The organism is Methylobacterium sp. Ger2507 (genome assembly GCF_055231875.1).
The window spans coordinates 2022924-2042268 of sequence record NZ_JBUYVC010000001.1; the positions used below are offsets into that span (position 1 = coordinate 2022924).

Genomic DNA, 19345 nt, shown 5'->3' on the forward strand with positions numbered 1-19345 from the left:
GGACATGCGCGCCTCAGCTCACCCCGAGGCGGGGACGCCGCCCCAGGAGGCGGCCTGCGAGCCGGCCCACGGCCCGCCTCGTCCGCGCGTTCCAGTCCCGCACGGCGGCGCCTTGGAAGATCAGCAGCGCCGAGACGAGGATGGCCAGGAGGGGCACCGCGTAGACCGCGATCACGGCGCCCTGGCTCCGCGCGGCGGCGCTCGACGCGGCAAAGCCGCCGATGCGCACGACAACCACGGCGATCACCGCAGCCGCGACCGCGAGGCCGCGCCCCTGACGCGTGGTGCGCGGATCGCCCAGTGCCGCGAAGGCGATGAAGGTCAGGGCCAGCGGGTAGAGCCAGGACGAGAGCCGGTCGTGCAGTTCCGCCCGAAAGCGCCCCTTCTGCTGCTTGTAGTAGGTCTCGCCGGTGTCTGGGAACAGCAGCTGCGCGGTGGCGCGCTCGCGAGGCTTGTAGACCAGCTCCGCATCGGGCGGAGTGAAGGCCGCGAGATCGACGGTGTAGCGCTCGAAGGTGATGATCGAGGCGTCGCGGGAGTCCTTTTGCTGCCGGTGGATGCTGCCCTTCTCCAGGGCGAGATAGCTCTGACCGCCATATTCGAGCGCTTGGCCGCGCTCGGCGAGATAGACCACCGACTTGCCGGCTTCCCGCTTGTCCTGGATGAACAGGCCGAGCAGGGCGCCGCCGGGTCCGCGCTCGCGGAAATGGAAGGTGATGCCGCTGTCGAGGCTGGTGAACTGCCCTTCCTTGACCACGTTGGCGATGAAGTCCCCCCGCACGCGGGTCAGCACGTCACGCAGCTCCTGGAAGGAGGACGGCATGACCTGGATCGTCAGGAAGGCCACCGCGAGGCTGACGGCGAGACCGAGGCTGAGGAACGGACGCAGGATCTGTCGCGGTCGCATCCCGGCGGCCGACATCACGATCAGCTCGGAATCGCCGTTCAGCTTGTTCAGGGTGTGGACGACGGCGATGAACAGGGCGACCGGGGCGATGACGGTGATCAGGGTCGGCAGCGACAGCCCGGTGATCAGGAAGAAAATGACCAGCGTCTGGCCCTTCGCGGTGATCAGGTCGAGTTCGCGCAGGGCCTGCGTCACCCAGATCGTGCCCGTGAGGCCGACGAGGCAGGCCAGGAACGCCCCGAGCGCGAGTCTGAAGATGTAGCGCTCGATCTGCGGCATCGAATCTCGTGGATCGGGTTCTCGTGAGTCAGGTTCCGGTGGATCGACCCTCAAGGACCGATCCCGCCTCACCCGGCGGGATTCCACCCGCGCGTTTCGACCTGTCCCACCCCCGACCGGCCAGCCCGATCCGGGCGCGCCAATTCGGGCGCTTTCACGGCCGTCCGGTCGCGTTGCGTTCTCTGCCTCAACGGGTACACAGAAGCCTTGGGAGGGGCACGTCGAAGCCCGTGTTCCTCCGCACATCCTGCGCGCATCACTTCGAACGCGCCTCTCGTTCGAGCCCAATCCTTCGGAAAGCTAGCGTCATGGCGGACGGAATTTCGATCACGTTCGGGCCTCTCGGCTCGGTGGGCCGGGGCGACGTCGTCCTCTTCGTCGGCGACGATCTCGCCCTGGCACCGTCCGTGGCCCAGGCCATCGGCGGCGGAGTCGCCGATCTCGTCGCGCGCGCGGCCGCCAGCGAGCGTTTCAAGGGCAAGTCCCTGTCGGCCCTGGCGCTGCCGGCTCCCGCCGGCCTCGATGCCGACCGCCTCGTGGTGATCGGCCTCGGCTCGGAGAAGGATCGCGCCAAGATCGATTGGACCGCGCTCGGCGGCTACACCGCCAGCAAGGTCGCGGGTCGGAGCGCCCACGCCGCCCTGATCCTCGCCGGCCTCAACGTCTCCGCCGAGAACGCCGCCGACTTCGCCCTCGGCGCCCGTCTGCGGCACTACAGCTTCGATCGCTACAAGACCAAGAAGAAGCCCGAGGGCGATGACGCGAAGGGCACGTCCCTGACCTTGATGGTCGCGGACGTCGCTGCCGCCGAAGCGGCCGCCCAGGTGTCCGAGGCGGTCGCGGACGGCGTCGTCCTGGCCCGCGAACTCATCAACGAGCCGCCGAACGTCCTGTTTCCGGAGGAGTTCGCCCGTCGCGCCGAGGCGCTGACTGACCTCGGCGTCGAGGTCGAGGTGCTTGGCCCCGGCAAGCTCGAAGCGCTCGGCATGGGCGCTCTGCTGGCGGTGGCCCAGGGTTCGGCCCGGGAGGCCCGCGTCGTGGTGATGCGCTGGAACGGGGCGGATGACGCGTCGGACGCGCCGATCGCCTTCATCGGCAAGGGCGTCTGCTTCGATTCCGGCGGCGTCTCGATCAAGTCCGCCGGCGGCATGGAGGACATGAAGGGCGACATGGGCGGCGCCGCCTGCGTCGTGGGCACGATGCATGCGCTGGCGCGCCGCAAGGCTCGGGTCAACGTGGTGGGCGCCATCGGCATCGTCGAGAACATGCCGGACGGCAACGCCATGCGCCCGAGCGACATCGTCACCTCGATGTCGGGCCAGACCATCGAGATCATCAACACCGATGCGGAGGGACGTCTCGTCCTCGCCGACGTACTGTGGCACATCCAGAGCGCCTACAAGCCGAAGTTCATGATCGATCTGGCCACCCTGACGGGCGCCATCATCGTGGCCCTCGGCCAGGATATCGCCGGCCTGTTCTCGAACGACGATGCCCTTTCGGCGAAGATCACCGCCGCCGGCGAAGCGACGGGCGAGGCCGTGTGGCGGATGCCGCTGATTCCGGCCTACGACAAGGCGATCGATTCCAAGTTCGCCGACATGAAGAACTCCGGCGGTCGCCACGGCGGCGCCGCCACGGCGGCCTCGTTCCTGAAGCGCTACGTCAACGACGTGCCATGGGCCCATCTCGACATCGCCGGCGTGGCGATGTCGTCCTCGCCGAGCGAGATCAACCGGAGCTGGGGCGCGGGGTGGGGCGTGCGCCTGCTCGACCGGCTGGTGCGCGACAACTACGAGGCCTGAGCCGCGTGCGGGCGGCCGTCATCCCGCTGGCGGCCGCGCTCCTGGCGATCGGGGTCGCCTTCGCCACGGGATTCGACCAGCGGACGGTTCTCCCGCCCCAACTGGAGGCGCGGTTCTACGGCTTCTTCCTCGATCGCTACCCGCTCTTCACCGTGGCGATCGTGTATGGGCTGGCGCGCCTCGGCCTGCGCATCCTGCGACCTGGCCCGGCCGGCTGGCCGCGTCGGCTGATCGGCGGAACCCTCGCGTTCGCGGTGTTCCTGGCGGTCTGCCTCCATCCGACCTTCGGCGGCGTCACCCTGCGCCTCGCGTTTGCCAGCGGCGGCACCGCCTTCCTCACGCAGCAGGCGATGCCCGCTGCCTATGCCCTCGGCTCGGCACTCGCCGCGATGGTCTTCGCCACGGCCCTGGCTATCGGTGCGTTGCTGATCGGAAACGCGCCGGCACGCCCCCGGACCTGGCTGCGCGCCGGCCTCGCGATCGTTCTGCGCTATCTTGCGCTGTGGTTCGCCCTCGCGGTGCTCGGCCTGGCCCATGCGGCGGGCTTCGGGAACTGGCCGCGCCGGGCCATGACAGGGGAGGATGCCGTGTTAGCCGCCGCCCTGGCCTGCATCGCCTTCCTACCGCACCTTAGCTGCGTGCGACTGACGACCCGACGGGATCGTTCCCAGCCTGCACAAGCCGCCGCTTGATCCCGAAGCCGGGATGGCGGAGGATAGTTTAGATGTGAACTAAGGACGCAGGAAGCTGCCGAGTCGCATCGCAGGGAGGAAACACATGTTCGAATCCCGAAGCGCCGGGCGGCCGTGGCTGTCGGCGTATCCGCCGGGTATTCCAGCGGAACTCGATATCCCTCGTCTCGGAACGCTGGTCGACCTGTTCGAAGAGTGCATGACGCAATCCGCATCGCGTCCGGCGCTCGAGAGCTTCGGAACCCGCATCTCCTACGCGGCGCTCGGAGACACAGCCGAAGCCGTGGCGGCCTGGCTCGCCGATCAGGGCCTCGTCAAGGGCGACCGCGTCGCGATCATGATGCCCAACGTCGTGGCCTATCCGGCGACGATCTTCGGCGCGCTGCTCGCTGGCTGCACCGTCGTCAACGTCAATCCGCTCTACACGCCCCGCGAATTGACGGCGCAGCTGAACGATTCGGGCGCCCGTATCCTCTTCGTCCTGGAAAACTTCGCCCACACGGTGGTGCAGGCCCTGCCGGATCTCAGCCTCGACCGGGTGGTCGTTGCCGGCCCCGGCGACGGCCTCGGTCTCAAGGGTCGGCTGATCACCCTGGCGTCGCGGCACATCAAGAAGGCGGTGCCGGCCTACCGCTTCCCCGCTGGTCTCGCGCTCCGCTTCGATGCGGTGATCAATGCCGGGACCGGCAAGCCCAAGATCCGCGCCGATATCGGGCCGAACGACCTGGCCTTCCTACAGTACACGGGTGGCACCACCGGCATCGCCAAGGCGGCGATGCTGACCCACCGCAACATCATGGCCAACGTCGAACAGAGCCGAGCCTGGTTCCGCGTCTCGGCCGAGTACGGCGAGGGCAAGGTGATGGTCACGGCGCTGCCGCTGTACCACATCTTCGCGCTTACCTGCTGCTTCTTCTTCTTCATGAAGATCGGTGCCTGCTGTCTGCTGATCCTCAACCCGCGCGACGCGGACGGCTTTATCAAGACCCTGAAGAGTACGCGCTTCACCCACTTCTCCGGCGTGAACACCCTGTTCAATCTCCTGATCAATCACCCCAGAATTACCGAGGTCGACTTTTCGAAGCTCGATTTCGTCATCGCCGGCGGCATGGCGGTTCAGGCCACCGTCGCCCAGAAGTGGAAGGCGATCACCGGACAGGCGATCGTCGAGGGCTACGGCCTGTCCGAGACGTCGCCGGTGGTCTGCGTCAACCCACTCGACCTTCCGGAATGGAGCGGGACGATCGGCTACCCGCTGCCTTCGACGGATGTGGCGGTCCGGGGTCTGGATGGCCGCGACGTCGGCATGGGCCACCCGGGCGAACTCTGCGTCCGCGGACCCCAGGTCATGGCCGGCTACTGGAAGCGCCCGGACGAGACCGCGCGCGCGACGACGCCGGACGGCTACTTCCGAACCGGCGACGTGGCGGTGCTCCAGGAGGACGGACAAGTCCGGATCGTCGACCGGATGAAGGACATGATCCTGGTCTCAGGTTTCAACGTCTATCCGAACGAGATCGAGGATGTGCTCGCGAGCCATCCGGCGGTGCGCGAATGCGCCGTGGTCGGCGCACTCAGCGAGGACACCGGCGAGATGGTGGTCGCCCACGTGGTGCGCCGCGACCCGGCCATCACCACGGAGGCGCTGAGGACCTACGCGCGCACGCAGCTCACCGGCTATAAGGTGCCGCGGCAGGTGGTCTTCCACGACGCCCTGCCCAAGACCAACGTCGGCAAGGTGCTACGGCGTGCACTCCGCGACGAACCGCCCACGGCGTAACCCGCGCGTCCGCGTAACCTCCCGCGGTCCACCATCGAAGAAGTAACTTCGAAGGAGTGACATCGGGACAGCTTGCCGGTCGGTCGGCGCCGCACGATGTCTCGTCTCGACAGTCGTGACGCAGGGGTCACGGCACGCGGATCAGGGCAACACGCCGGCGCATCTCCGGATGTGCCGCACGGGAGGGATCGACATGCTGATCAAGCGCACGCGGGCATGGGAGATGCCCGAACATCGGGCGACGCCGGAGAGCGTTTTTCTCGATCGCCGCAGCCTGCTCGGCGGTGCCGCCGGCCTCGCCGCCGCATCGCTGGTCGGCATCGCGCGGGCCGAGGCCGCGGCCGATCTCACCGCCGACCTCTATCCGGCCAAGCGCAACGAGGCCTATACCCTCGACCGCGCCCTGACGCCCGAGAAGTACAGCGCGGACTACAACAACTTCTATGAGTACGGCACCTCGAAATCGGTCCTGCCGGCGGCCAATGCGCTGAAGACCCGGCCCTGGACCGTCGCCATCGATGGACTCGTCGAGAAGCCGATGACGCTGGGCATCGACGACCTGATCCGGAAAATGCCCCTGGAGGAGCGCCTGTATCGCCACCGCTGCGTCGAGGCGTGGTCGATGTCGGTGCCCTGGACCGGGTTCCCGCTCTCGAAGCTGTTGGCCCTGGCCAAGCCCAGCGCCGGGGCCAAGTACATCCAGATGCAGACCTTCCTCGACCGGTCCATGGCGCCGGGCCAGAAGTCGTTCCTGTATCCGTGGCCCTATACGGAAGGTCTGACCCTGGAGGAGGCCGGCAACGATCTCGCCTTCGTCGCCACCGGCGTCTACGGCAAGCCGCTCGCCAACCAGTTCGGCGCTCCGATCCGCCTCGTGGTGCCGTGGAAGTACGGCTTCAAGTCGGTGAAATCGATCACCAAGATCTCGTTCGTGGCCGAGCGGCCGAAGACCTTCTGGGAAGGGCTGCAATCGGCCGAGTACGGTTTCTGGGCCAACGTGAACCCGGCCGTGTCGCATCCGCGCTGGAGCCAGGCGACCGAGCGGGTGCTGGGCACCGACCAACGCGTGCCGACCCTGATCTACAACGGCTACGGCGAGCAGGTCGCCGGCCTCTACAAGGGGTTGGAGAAGGAACGGCTGTTCGTCTGACCGGCGCGGCGGCGGGGCAGCCTTCTGTCCCGCCCGCATCCGTCGGTCCCTGCGGGCCTCAATAGGTCCAGCGCTGGGCCTTCGCGACGAGGAAGTCGCGGAATGCCTGGACGCGGGCGACGGTCCGCATCTCCTCGGCGTAGACGAGATAGCTCTCCATGTGGGGCATCTCGGTCTCGCGCATCACCTGAACCAGGCCGGCCTGCCCCTCCGCCGCGTAGTCCGGCAGGATGCCGATGCCGGCACCGGTTTCGATCGCGTGCTGCAGGGCAGTGATGTTGTTGACCGTGAAATGGATGGTCCGGCGCTCCTGGCCCTCGCGGCCCACCGTGGCGAGCCAGTGGGTGGCGAGCAGGTAGGACGGCTCGTTGCCGCCGAACGAGACGAGCCTGTGATTGTCGAGATCGGCGATCGTCTTCGGCTCGCCAAAGCGCTTCACGTAATCCTGCGACGCGAAGGCGTGGTAATGCACCGTGAACAGGCGTCGCTGGATCAGGTCCGGCTGGGCCGGGCGCCGCATCCGGATCGCCACGTCGGCCTCGCGCATGGCGAGGTCGAGTTCCTCGTTGGTGAGGATGAGTTCGACCCGGACATCCGGGTAGAGGTCGAGGAATTCCGCCACCCTCTGGGCGAGCCACGCGGTGCCGAGGCCGACCGTGGTGGTGACCTTGAGGTCGCCGGTCGGGCGCTCGCTGGTCTCGACGAGGCGCGCCTTGGTGTTTTCCAGGCGCAGCTTCATGTCGCGCGCTGCCCGGAACAGGAGATCGCCCTGTTCGGTGAGGATCAGGCCCCGGGCGTGGCGATGGAACAGCGGCGCCTTCAATTCGCGCTCCAGGGCGCTGATCTGGCGGCTCACGGCCGACTGGCTCAGGCCGATGTCGTCGCCCGCCCGCGTGAAGCTGCCGGCTTCCGCCACATTGAGGAAGATGCGGATCTTATCCCAGTCCAAGGCGTCCACTCCCGTACGCAACCCGACGCCGGCTGATCATGCCTCCCCGATCCGCGCCGATTGGCGATCCGGATATCCATGACAGGCCCGACCGACATCTCCCGATGCGTGCCGGACACGCGGAACGGGGCGACCTCAGTCATGCGGGTGACGCCGACGGCGCATGCCGTCAGCGCTTAGGTTAGGGGGACGACCTTGCGATTGTCTTGATGCCGCACGCAAGACGCCCGGAGCCTCCGTCCGCCGAAATCTTCCTATTCTGCGGCCGCTTGCTGCGGTGTTTCGCCGACATCGAGGGCCGCGAGGTACTTCTCGGCGTCGAGCGCAGCCATGCACCCCATGCCGGCGGCGGTGATCGCCTGCCGATAGACGTCGTCGGTCACGTCGCCGGCGGCATAGACACCGGGGATCGCCGTGTGGGTCGTGCCCGGCGCGGTATCGATGTAGCCGCCGTCGCGCATGGCGAGCTGGCCCTCGAAGACCCCCGTCGCCGGCTGGTGGCCGATGGCGATGAACACGCCGTCGGTCGTGCGCTCGGTGATCTCCCCGGTGCGGGTATCCTTGAGGCGGACATGGGTCACCGAGGGCGGCTTCTCGCTGCCGCAGATCTCCTCGATGGCGTGGTGCCACACCACCTCGACGTTGGGGTGCTTGAACAGGCGCTCCTGCAGGATGCGCTCGGCCCGGAACTCGCCCCGGCGGTGCACGACGATGACCTTGGACGCGAGGTTGGCGAGGTAGAGCGCCTCCTCGACGGCGGTGTTGCCGCCGCCGACCACCACGACCTCCTTGCCGCGAAAGAAGAAGCCGTCACAGGTGGCGCAGGCGGAGACGCCGAAGCCCTGGAACTTGGCTTCCGACGGCAGACCGAGCCACTTCGCCTGGGCGCCGGTGGCGATGATCAGCGCATCGGCCGAATAGGTTTCGCCCGAATCCGCCTCCAACTGGAAGGGGCGGACCTTGAGGTCGACCTTGGTGATGTACTCGGACACGATCCGGGTGCCGACATGCTCGGCCTGGAGCCGCATCTGCTCCATCAGCCAGGGACCCTGGATGGCCTCGGCGAAGCCCGGATAGTTCTCGACATCGGTGGTGATCATGAGCTGGCCGCCGGGCTGGAAGCCGGAGATCATCAGCGGCTCGACCATGGCGCGGGCGGCATAGATCGCGGCGCTGTAGCCGGCGGGGCCGGAGCCGATGATGATGAGTTTGGAATGGGTGTGCGCCATCGCTCTCGTCTCCTTCAGGCCCATCGCGCGCGGTGGTCCGCATAGGCCTTGGCCATCGCCTGCGCGATGACGGGGGTCGCATCCAGGGGTGTGTAGTGCAATGTCTCCAGGCGGCCGACGAAGGGCTTCAGGGCCCCTGCCATCGCCAGGCCCGCGAAGAGACGCCTGTGGCGGATATAGGTCTTCGGCAGGTCGAACAGGAGGACCGGCGCGCCGGTGCTGACCGACTCGCCGACCATGTTGGCGGAATCCGAGGTGACCACGATCGCGTCGGCGATCGCCAGCATCGGAACATAGGGGTTCGAGCTGGCGCCATCCCAGTAGAAACCACCCTTGGTGGCGACCAGGGTTCGCAACGCATCGCGCAGGTTCTGCGGGGTGCGCCGCGACACCGTCACCATCAGGCTGCACCCGCCATCGGTCAGCTTGGTGAGATCGCGCAGGAGCCGGCGCATATCGGCCGGACGGTAGCTCAGATGGCGGCTGTCGCCCCCGATCAGCACTGCGATGCGGGGCCAGGGCAGGGCGACGAGGCGTGGGTCCGGATTTCTACGCGCCTCGTCCAGGCGCTCCGGGGTGACCTGATGCGGCGGCGTCAGGGTGGTGAACACGTTGGGGCCGCGCAGATCGTCGTAATCCGGCACCCAGACGAAGTTCGCGGTGTCGTGGCCCGTACGCGGGTCCTTCAGGAACGCCGTGAAGGTCCGGCCCTGCGACGCCTCGCGGACGGCGCGCAGGTACGGCACGGATCGGCGACCGGAGGCGATCAGCAGATCGGGCAGGGGTCCGGCGAGGCTCCCGCGCCTGTCGCCGGGCTGGTCGCGCGGATCGACGGGTCCCCAGGGCGCCATCCAGCCGAAGGGGGGACGGGGCGAAACCCGCCGGACCTCGAAGGGGAGATCGAGGGTTTCGGCCAGTCCCACGCACTGGTTCTCGTCACCCGCCTTGCCGTCGGTGACGATCCAGGTCCGGGCCTGCGACAGGTCGGGGAGCGGCGCGGGGGCCGCGTTGGGGGAGGGCATCGCGGACGCTGCCGACATCAGGTGATCCAGTTCAATCCTTGGGCGTCGCCGGGGGCCCCTCGTCCACCTAATCCTCGGGGAGGGCGCGCCGCAGCCAGCCGGCGTAATGCGCGGCGAGGGCCGTCACCCGCCGCCGCTCGGAGGCGGGATCGTACCAGGCTCCCCCCGAACTGGCCGGGACGGCAGAGAGCTGAGGATGACGGGCCAGAATCTCGCCCCGCTGCCCGACAAGCAGGGCCTCGCCTTCGAGGTAGTCGCTCTGGGTTCCGCCGCCGAGCCGCCCACGCCCGCCGTCGCCGCCCGCGTAAGGGTTGAGCGACAGGCCCGTGATCCGCACCACCAGAACAGGCCCGCGGCCGCCGAGCTGGCGGGCGAACTCCGTCCGGAGAGCGGCGAGCAGGTCATCGCGGAGATCCTCCGCCGGAACTCCGCCGCCCTTCGCGAGCAGCGGCTGCACGTCGACCCGTACGCCGGACAGGCGCTCGCCGCCGAGGCTGGGGAGGCCCGCCGCCCGGGCGAGACCCGGAAGAAGGGCGGCCCCCAGCAGGAGGACGAGGGATGCGGCCACCGCGCGAAAGGGGCCGCGCCGCATCCCCGACTCAGACGCCGTACTGGACAGCGACGACCTCGTATGACTTGCCACCGCCCGGGGTCGTCACCTCGACGGTGTCGCCGACGCCCTTGCCGATCAGCGCGCGGGCGATCGGGGAGGTGATCGAGACGAGGCCCGAGCGCACGTCCGCCTCCGGCTCGCCGACGAGCTGGTAGGTCTTCTCCTCCTCGGTGTCCTCGTCGAGGAGCTTCACGGTCGCGCCGAACTTGATCTTGGTGCCCGACAGCTTGGTGACGTCGATCACCTCGGCCCGCGAGATCATGCTCTCGAGTTCGAGGACACGGCCCTCGTTGTGGGACTGGGCCTCCTTTGCGGCATGGTATTCGGCATTCTCCGAAAGGTCGCCGAGCGCGCGCGCCTCAGCAATCGCCTGGATGATGCGCTGGCGCTCCACTTGCTGGCGGTGCTTCAACTCCTCCTCCAGCGCTGCGTAACCGCGCACCGTCATCGGAACCTTGTCTATCGTCATCGTCTCGCGCCACAATGAATAGGCCCGGCCAGGAGCACTGTGCTCCCTCCGGGCCAGAGTAAGAAAGTCCTGAACCGCAAACGACACGGCTCCCGATCAAGACGGAAGCCGCGCGTCAATTCAGGCCGCGAAGTATTCCTGCAAGGCGCGGACCTTGAGATCGCCTCCGAGATAGGCCTTGATCCCTTCGGCCGCCGCCATCGCCCCCGCAAGAGTGGTGTAGTACGGCACTTTATGCAAGAGGGCAGCGCGCCGGAGCGAGCGCGAGTCCGAGAGGGCGCCGGCGCCCTCCGTGGTGTTGAACACCAGTTGGATGTCGCCGTTCTTGATCGAGTCGACCACGTGCGGCCGGCCTTCCAGGACCTTGTTCACCCGCTCTGTCGGAACGCCCTGGTCGGCGAGGTAGCGCTGGGTGCCGCTGGTGGCGACGATGGTGAAGCCGAGCTCCGACAGGAGCCGGATGGCTGGCAGGATGCGCTCCTTGTCGGCATCGCGCACCGACACGAACACCGCGCCGCCCTTCGGCACCAGGGTGCCCGAGCCGAGCTGGCTCTTGGCGAAGGCGACGCCGAAGCTCGAATCGAGCCCGATGACCTCGCCGGTCGAGCGCATCTCCGGTCCGAGCAGCACGTCGACACCGGGGAAGCGCGCGAAGGGGAACACCGCTTCCTTGACGGCGATGTGGTCGAGCACCTTCGGCTTCAGATCGAAGCTCGCGAGCGATTCGCCGGCCATGACCCGGGCGGCGATCTTGGCGATCGGATCGCCGATCACCTTGGCGACGAACGGCACGGTGCGGGAAGCGCGCGGATTGACCTCCAGCACGTAGATCACGCCGTCCTTGATCGCGTATTGCACGTTCATCAGGCCGCCGACCTGCAGAGCCAGCGCCATCGCGCGGGTCTGGCGCTCCAGTTCCGCGATGATCTCCGGCGAAAGCGAGCGCGAGGGCAGCGAGCAGGCGGAATCGCCCGAGTGGATGCCCGCCTCCTCGATGTGCTCCATGATACCGGCGATGAAGACGTCCTTGCCGTCGCAGATCGCGTCGACGTCGATCTCGGTGGCGTCGGACAGGTAGCGATCGAACAGGAGCGGGTTCTTGCCCAGCACCGTGTTGATCTGCCCCGTCTTGTCGTTGGGGTAGCGCGCCTTCACGTCGGAGGGGATCAGGCTCGGCAGGGTATCGAGGAGGTAGTCCGCGAACTGCGCCTCGTCGCGAATGATCGCCATGGCGCGGCCGCCCAGAACGTAGCTCGGCCGCACCACGAAGGGCAGGCCGAGATCGGAGGCGATCAGCCGGCTCTGCTCCACCGAGTAGGCGATGCCGTTCTTGGGCTGCTTCATGCCGAGCTTGTCGAGGAGGCGCTTGAACTGGTCGCGGTCCTCGGCCAGATCGATGGCGTCAGGCGAGGTGCCGAGGATCGGGACACCGGCGGCCTCCAGAGCGCGGGCCAGCTTCAGCGGGGTCTGGCCGCCAAACTGGACGATGACCCCGTGCAGGGTTCCGGCCTGGCGTTCGGTCTCGATGATCTCCAGGACGTCTTCCTGGGTCAGCGGCTCGAAATAGAGGCGGTCCGAGGTGTCGTAATCGGTCGAGACCGTCTCCGGGTTGCAGTTGACCATGATGGTCTCGTACCCGGCTTCCGACAGCGCGAAGCAGGCGTGACAGCAGCAATAATCGAACTCGATGCCCTGGCCGATCCGGTTCGGACCGCCACCGAGGATGATGACCTTCTTGGCATCGGTGGGACGTGCCTCGTCCACCACCGTGCCGGCGAAGGGCGCCACATAGGTCGAGTACATGTAGGCGGTGGGCGCCTGGAACTCGGCCGCACAGGTGTCGATGCGCTTGAACACCGGGCGTACGCCCAGCGCCCGGCGCGCCGCTCGCACGCTGTCCTCGTCGGTCTTGGCGAGCACGGCGAGGCGAGCGTCGGAGAAGCCGGCCGCCTTGAGCTGACGCAGCGCCCCGGGGGTGTTCGGGATGCCGTGCGCCTTGACCCGGTTCTCCAGGTCGATGATCGCCTGGAGCTGCTCCAGGAACCACGGATCGATCTTGCAGGAGGCATGGACCTCCTCGTGGCTCACGCCGAGGCGCAACGCTTGACCGACCTTGAGGAGGCGATCCGGCGTCGGGGTGCCGAGGGCGGCCTTGATGGCGTTGTGGTCGTCGCCCTTGCCCAGTCCCTCGATCTCGATCTCGTCGAGGCCGGTGAGGCCGGTCTCGAGGGAGCGCAGAGCCTTCTGGAGCGATTCGGCAAAGCAGCGGCCGATCGCCATGGCCTCGCCCACCGACTTCATCGCAGTGGTCAGCGTCGGCTCGGCGCCGGGGAACTTCTCGAAGGCGAAGCGCGGGATCTTGGTGACGACGTAGTCGATCGACGGCTCGAACGAGGCCGGCGTCGCGCCGCCCGTGATGTCGTTGGCGATCTCGTCGAGGGTGTAGCCGACGGCGAGCTTGGCCGCGACCTTGGCGATCGGGAAGCCGGTGGCCTTCGAGGCCAGGGCGGAGGAGCGCGAGACGCGCGGGTTCATCTCGATGACGATCATCCGGCCGGTGGCCGGGTCGATCGCGAACTGCACGTTCGAGCCGCCGGTCTCCACGCCGATCTCGCGCAGCACGGCCAGGGATGCGTCGCGCATCACCTGATATTCCTTGTCGGTCAGCGTCAGGGCCGGCGCGACGGTGATGGAATCGCCGGTATGGACGCCCATCGGGTCGATGTTCTCGATGGAGCAGACGATGATGCAGTTGTCGTTTCTGTCGCGAACGACCTCCATCTCGTATTCTTTCCAGCCGAGAACGCTCTCCTCGATCAGGACTTCGTTGGTCGGCGACGCGTCGATGCCGCGCTCGACGATGTCCAGGAACTCTTCCCGGTTGTAGGCGATGCCGCCGCCGGTGCCGCCCATGGTGAAGGACGGGCGGATGATGGCCGGCAGGCCGACCTCGGCCAGCGCGATCAGCGCCTGCCCGATCGCGTGCTCACCGTAGCGCTTGCGCCGCTCCGACTCGCCCCGGTGCCAGGTCTTCTCGAAGGCGGCAAGGGCGGTGGTGCGGGCTTCGCCCTCGTTCGCGGCCTCGATGCGGGCGATCTCGGCGAGGTACTTCGCGCGGTCGGCCTTCTTCGCCGCGGAGGCGTTGGCCAGGGCGGATTTCGGCGTCTCCAGGCCGATCTTGGTCATCGCGTCGCGGAAGAGGTGACGGTCCTCGGCCTTGTCGATCGCCTCGGTGGTGGCGCCGATCATCTGGACGTCGAATTTTTCGAGCACGCCCATCTTCTTGAGAGAGAGGGCGCAGTTCAGCGCCGTCTGGCCGCCCATGGTGGGCAGCAGCGCAAAGCCGCCCGGGATGGCGTAGCGCTCCTTCTCGATGATCTTGGCGACGATCTCGGGCGTGATCGGCTCGACATAGGTCGCGTCCGCCATGTCCGGGTCGGTCATGATCGTGGCCGGGTTCGAATTCACCAGCACGATCCGGTAGCCCTCCTCGCGGAGGGCCTTGCAGGCCTGGGTCCCGGAATAATCGAACTCGCAAGCCTGACCGATGACGATCGGCCCCGCACCGATGATCAGGATCGAGGAAATGTCGGTGCGTTTCGGCATCGGGCGCCTTGGCTGCAGGCACGCGCGCCCAGCCATGCACGGTGCCGGATCGGCGGCACGGGCCTGGGGGCGCTAGCGGCGTGGATTGTCGTTGATCCTGGCACTTACACGCAGCCCGTCGCCATTGGAAGGGCGCGCGTTGAAGGTGAAGCGCCGTTGCGGCTCAGAAGCCGAGGTAGAGAACCGACACCGCGCGGTCGATGGAGAGATAAAACACCCCGAAGGCCACGATTGCGGCGGCGGCGAATTCAAGAGCGGCATTCGAGAGGGTCTGGCTGCGGCGCAGCATCTCGCGGCCGAAATACAAGCCGATCCAGGCGAGCGTCATCACCACCGGCAGGGCGAACAGGAACGACCAGGTGCTCTCGACCCGGTCGAGGCCGGTCGACGGATCGATCAGCGCCCGGATGTTGCGGACCCAGGGGGCGTAGCAGGCGGAGTAGAGGGCGGTCATCCACGCGAGGCCGACGGCCACCCCGAGATGGAACGTGAAGAGGCGATGCAGGCGCGAGAAGTCGTCGCGCGCGTCGTCGAACGTCATGTGGAAATCCCCGTCCAGAACCGGATGCGATCACGCCACGATCCTCGACGGACGTCGTTAGCGCGTCGTTAACGGCGTGGGGATGCCCGGAAATGCCGGGTTTTTTATGACGCCGCGGGAACCATTCTGTGATTCCCGCGCAGAGTGTTTTCGGACTGAGATGCAAGTCGAACATGCAGACGTGGCAAGGGCCGGGCGGAGTTCGCCCGGCCGCCGTCAGTCCGCTGTGGTGACCAGCGTCTCGGGCTTTCCGGCCTTCATCAGGGCGACGAAGCGCTCGAACAGGTAGTGGCTGTCGCGCGGGCCCGGCGAGGCCTCCGGGTGGTGCTGCACCGAGAAGGCCGGTCGGTCGGTGAGCGTAAGACCGCAATTCGAGCCGTCGAAGAGCGAGACGTGGGTCTCCAGCGCCGTCTCGGGCAGGCTCGCCGGATCCACCGCGAAGCCGTGGTTCATCGACACGATCTCGACCTTTCCGGTGGTCTTGTCCTTTACCGGATGGTTCGCGCCGTGGTGGCCCTGCGCCATCTTCACGGTGCGCCCGCCCAACGCCAGGCCCATGAGCTGGTGCCCGAGGCAGATGCCGAAGGTCGGCACTTTTTCCTCAAGCAGCGCTCGGATCACCGGAACCGCGTATTCGCCGGTGGCGGCCGGATCACCGGGGCCATTCGACAGGAACACGCCGTCGGGCTTCATCGCCATGATCTCGGCGGCGGTGGTGGTGGCCGGCACCACGGTCACGTCGCAGCCGGCTTCGGCCAGAAGCCGGAGGATGTTTCGCTTCACGCCGTAATCGATGGCGACGACCTTGAGGCCTGTGCCCGGCTTGCGATCACCGTAACCGGCCTTCACGTCCCAGATGGTCTGGGACCATTCCGAACGCTCGCGACTGGTCACCGGCGGCACGAGGTCGAGGCCTTCCATCGGGGCGAGGGCGGCTGCCCGCGCCTTCAGGGCCTCGCGGTCGAAGCGACCCTCCGGATCGTTGGCGATGATCGCGTTCGGCATGCCGTGGTCGCGGATCAGGGCGGTGAGCGCCCTAGTGTCGACACCGGTGATGCCGACGATGCCGCGGGCCTTCAGCCAGGCGTCGAGATGGCTCGACGAGCGCCAGTTCGACGGGTTGGTCACGGCCGACGCGATCACGGTGCCCCGCACCCCGGAGGCCGGTGCCGCGTCGAGGCTCTCGAGATCCTCGTCGTTGGTGCCGGTGTTGCCGATATGCGGGAAGGTGAAGGTGACGATCTGGCCCGCGTAGGACGGGTCGGTCAGAATCTCCTGATAGCCCGTCATCGCGGTGTTGAAGCAGACTTCACCATCGGCGATTCCGGTCTGGCCGATGCCAAATCCCTCCAGCACGGTGCCGTCGGCCAGGACCAGGAGGGCGGTGGCGAGGGGTTCGGCCCAGGGAGCGGGGGGCGCGGGCACGGCAGGCGTGTGGACGCCTTCATCTTGCAGCATCGGCGTGATCTCGCTTATGTCCGGCCGATCCCGGCGCCGTAGAGCGGCACATGCGGGCGGCTTGTCGTGCGGCGCTCATAGCGAGCGTGCCGCGTTAGGGTCAATGTGGCCCTCGCGTCGGCGCGTCTCAAGAACCCCGGTTCGCGCAGCAATTCGCAGACCACGCCGTCGATTCGCTACCCCGGGTTCATTTTTCAGGAGTCACACGATGCTGCGCGCCCGTCTCACCACCGAGATGAAGGAAGCCATGAAGGCCGGCGACAAGGCGAAGCTCGCCACCGTCCGGATGATGCAGGCCGCCCTCAAGGATAAGGACATCGAGGCGCGCGGCCTCGGCAAGGAGCCGGCTTCCGAGGAGGAGATCCTCGCGCTCCTGCAGAAGATGATCAAGCAGCGCAACGAATCGGCCGCGGTCTACGATCAGGGCGGTCGGCCCGAACTCGCCGAGAACGAGCGCAACGAGGTCGCGATCATCCAGGGCTTCCTTCCGCAGCAGATGGACGAGGCCGAGACCCGCGCGGCCATCGACAAGGCGGTGATCGAGACCGGCGCTGCCGGTCCGAAGGACATGGGCAAGGTCATTGCCGCCCTGAAGGGCGCCTATGCGGGCCGCATGGATTTCGGCAAGGCCAGCGGACTCGTGAAGGATGCGCTGAACGCCAAGGCGTAAGGCCGGTCGCTCAACGCCGTTTCCGGGCGTTGGGGACTCCTTAAGCCGGGGCTGCTAAGATGCACAGTCGCAGAGGTTCGGTTCCTGCCGTGCGTTACCCGCCCCACATCCTCGAAGAGATCCGTGCGCGCCTGCCCGCATCCGACATCGTGGGGCGGCGCGTCCGGCTGAAGAAAGCCGGTCGCGAGTGGCGCGGCCTGTCGCCGTTCAATGCCGAGAAGTCGCCATCCTTCTACGTCAACGACCAGAAGCAGTTCTATCACTGCTTCTCTTCGGGCAAGCACGGCGACGTCTTCACCTTCCTGATGGAGACGGAGGGCCTGAGCTTTCCCGAGGCGGTCGAGCGTCTGGCGGCGGAGGCGGGCGTGTCCCTGCCGGCGCCCAGCGCCGATGCCCGAGAGCAGGAGACCAAGCGCGCCGGAGCGCTCGACGTCATGGAGATGGCGGCCGCCTTCTTCGAGGAGCAGCTGGCGGGCCGCGCCGGCATCGAGGCGCGCGCCTATCTCGATCGGCGCCAGCTCGGGCCGGAAATCCGGTCGCGCTTCCGCCTCGGCTACGCGCCCGGCGACCGTTATGCCCTGCGCGACTTCCTCGCCGCGAAGGGCGTGGACAAGGATCTGATGGCCGAGGTCGGTTTGCTGAGCTCGGGCGACGACATCAAGGTTCCGTACGACAAGTTCCGCGACCGGGTGATGTTTCCGATCACGGATTCACGTGGGCGCGTCATCGCCTTCGGCGGCCGGGCGCTGCAGAAGGATGCCAAGGCGAAGTACATGAATTCGCCGGAGACGCCGCTCTTCCACAAGGGGCAGCTGCTCTACAACCTGCACAATGCCCGCAAGCCGGCGCATGACCGGGGCGTGATCATCGCCGTCGAGGGCTACGTCGACGTCATCGCGATGACCATGGCGGGTCATCCCAATGCCGTGGCGGGCCTTGGCACGGCTCTGACCGAGGAGCAGATCGGTCTGCTGTGGCGCAATGCCGATGAGCCGATTCTGTGCTTCGACGGTGACGGGGCCGGTCAGCGCGCCGCTTTCAAGGCCCTCGACGTGGCCCTGCCGGGGCTCACGCCGGGCAAGTCCCTGCGCTTCGCCATGCTGCCCGAGGGCCAGGACCCGGACGATCTCCTGCGCTCCGAGGGCAAGGGGGCGATCGATCGGGTCCTCGAGGGCGCGCGCCCCCTGGTCGAGATGCTGTGGTCGCGCGCCACGGACGGGGCGCCCCTCGACACCCCGGAGCGCCGAGCCGGCCTCGCCAAATCGGTGCGCGAGATGGTTGCCTCGATTCGCGACGAGACCGTGCGCGGGTTCTATCGCGACGAGATCGAGGGCCGGCTTCGGGCCTTGTCGCCCCAGGCGAGCCAGGGACGGCGCGGGCCCTGGGAGCCGCGCACCGCGTCCGCGCGCCCCGCTTTCCAGCGGACGCCGCGACCCGGCGACCCGCCGCCCTCGCCGCGAATCACCACGAAGTTCAACCCGCTCTTTGCCGGGGAGACCAGCGCTTCAGGGCCGGTCGCGTACCGGGATCGCGAGGCGATGATCGTGTCCAGCCTTCTGGTCCACCCGGAACTGCTCGGGATCGAGGCGGAGGATCTGGCAGAACTCGAACTCGGCGACCCGGACGCGCAGGCGCTGCGATCTCTCTTGCTCGACAGCCATGCGGATGCGGATCAGCCCGGCGTCGAGGTGCTGGAGAGCCGCTTGAAGCGGGCCGGACTGATCGAAGCCGCCGCCCGTCTGGCCAGCCATGTTCGCCCCGGAGACCGATGGACCCTTGACGCGCATGCCGATCCTGTGCGTCTCGAAGACGCATTGCGTCAGGCCGTGATCTTGCACCGCAAGGCTGGCGCGCTAAATAGCGAACTCCGCCTCGCGGAACGGGCGCTGGTCGAGGACGAGACGGAGGCGAACTTCGCTTGGCTGTGCGACGTGAAGGCCCGTATGGCAGTCATCGCGGGTGCGGAGGCGGATGAAGTGGTGCCGGACGCGGATGAGGCGTCCGCATCCTGATCATCCGTCGCGAACGAATTCGGCCGCTCTTGGCGGCTATGGTTAACAATCGGTCAAGCGTCTCGCTTGCATACCGGGATCTGACATCGACGCGGCTGTCACTTCGACGGTCCGCACATCACATGCATTGCAGCGTCGATGACGCGGAGTGGGCGACACGCTC

General features: G+C 67.5%; 15 protein-coding genes. 6 read left to right on the forward strand and 9 right to left on the reverse strand.

Features of this window, described 5'->3' with window-relative positions; all coding sequences use genetic code 11:
- Positions 1-13: 13 nt before the first annotated feature.
- Positions 14-1186: an LPS export ABC transporter permease LptF gene (lptF, locus tag ACV7NL_RS09415; protein WP_463355504.1), complete on the reverse strand. Its 1173-nt coding sequence runs from the start codon at positions 1184-1186 to the stop codon at positions 14-16.
- 308 nt (positions 1187-1494) lie between these two features.
- Here lptF and ACV7NL_RS09420 point away from each other — a divergent pair, with 308 nt between their 5' ends.
- The 4 genes from ACV7NL_RS09420 (at position 1495) to msrP (ending at position 6613) form a co-directional block, all read left to right on the forward strand.
- Positions 1495-2991 (forward strand): leucyl aminopeptidase, encoded by a 1497-nt coding sequence (locus ACV7NL_RS09420; protein ID WP_463355505.1) that lies wholly within the window; start codon positions 1495-1497, stop codon positions 2989-2991.
- A gap of 5 nt (positions 2992-2996) precedes the next feature.
- On the forward strand, positions 2997-3683 hold the full coding sequence (locus tag ACV7NL_RS09425) for a hypothetical protein (protein WP_463355506.1): 687 nt from the start codon (positions 2997-2999) through the stop codon (positions 3681-3683).
- An 85-nt stretch (positions 3684-3768) separates the two neighbouring features.
- Entirely contained in the window at positions 3769-5463 is a 1695-nt protein-coding gene (locus tag ACV7NL_RS09430) for an AMP-binding protein (protein WP_463355507.1), read from the forward strand.
- 193 nt (positions 5464-5656) lie between these two features.
- Positions 5657-6613, forward strand: a complete 957-nt coding sequence (gene msrP / locus ACV7NL_RS09435) for a protein-methionine-sulfoxide reductase catalytic subunit MsrP (RefSeq protein ID WP_463355508.1) — start codon at positions 5657-5659, stop codon at positions 6611-6613.
- A gap of 58 nt (positions 6614-6671) precedes the next feature.
- Here the strand turns inward: msrP and ACV7NL_RS09440 are convergent, their stop codons facing one another.
- The 8 genes from ACV7NL_RS09440 to carA all read right to left on the reverse strand — a co-directional run bounded on the left by ACV7NL_RS09440 (position 6672) and on the right by carA (position 16500).
- Positions 6672-7562: a LysR family transcriptional regulator gene (locus ACV7NL_RS09440; protein WP_056190100.1), complete on the reverse strand. Its 891-nt coding sequence runs from the start codon at positions 7560-7562 to the stop codon at positions 6672-6674.
- 254 nt (positions 7563-7816) lie between these two features.
- Positions 7817-8791 carry a thioredoxin-disulfide reductase gene (gene trxB, locus ACV7NL_RS09445; RefSeq protein WP_463355509.1) on the reverse strand — a complete coding sequence of 325 codons (975 nt, stop codon included), beginning with the start codon at positions 8789-8791 and terminating at the stop codon, positions 7817-7819.
- Positions 8792-8805: 14 nt separating this feature from the next.
- On the reverse strand, positions 8806-9831 hold the full coding sequence (locus ACV7NL_RS09450) for a mitochondrial fission ELM1 family protein (RefSeq protein ID WP_463355510.1): 1026 nt from the start codon (positions 9829-9831) through the stop codon (positions 8806-8808).
- 49 nt (positions 9832-9880) lie between these two features.
- Complete coding sequence (locus tag ACV7NL_RS09455) at positions 9881-10405, reverse strand: hypothetical protein (RefSeq protein WP_463355511.1); 525 nt, start codon at positions 10403-10405, stop codon at positions 9881-9883.
- A 7-nt stretch (positions 10406-10412) separates the two neighbouring features.
- Entirely contained in the window at positions 10413-10889 is a 477-nt protein-coding gene (gene greA, locus ACV7NL_RS09460; RefSeq protein WP_200935803.1) for a transcription elongation factor GreA, read from the reverse strand.
- Between the two features lie 126 nt (positions 10890-11015).
- A complete protein-coding gene (gene carB / locus ACV7NL_RS09465; RefSeq protein ID WP_056189934.1) occupies positions 11016-14501 on the reverse strand; it encodes a carbamoyl-phosphate synthase large subunit in 3486 nt (1161 codons plus the stop codon).
- A gap of 163 nt (positions 14502-14664) precedes the next feature.
- Positions 14665-15042 (reverse strand): hypothetical protein, encoded by a 378-nt coding sequence (locus ACV7NL_RS09470; RefSeq protein ID WP_056189936.1) that lies wholly within the window; start codon positions 15040-15042, stop codon positions 14665-14667.
- 216 nt (positions 15043-15258) lie between these two features.
- Positions 15259-16500, reverse strand: coding sequence for a glutamine-hydrolyzing carbamoyl-phosphate synthase small subunit (gene carA, locus ACV7NL_RS09475; protein ID WP_463355512.1), 1242 nt, complete (start codon positions 16498-16500; stop codon positions 15259-15261).
- A gap of 208 nt (positions 16501-16708) precedes the next feature.
- Here carA and ACV7NL_RS09480 point away from each other — a divergent pair, with 208 nt between their 5' ends.
- Positions 16709-17170, forward strand: a complete 462-nt coding sequence (locus tag ACV7NL_RS09480) for a GatB/YqeY domain-containing protein (RefSeq protein ID WP_247635346.1) — start codon at positions 16709-16711, stop codon at positions 17168-17170.
- An 89-nt stretch (positions 17171-17259) separates the two neighbouring features.
- Positions 17260-19182 (forward strand): DNA primase, encoded by a 1923-nt coding sequence (dnaG, locus tag ACV7NL_RS09485; protein WP_056189943.1) that lies wholly within the window; start codon positions 17260-17262, stop codon positions 19180-19182.
- Positions 19183-19345: the final 163 nt, after the last annotated feature.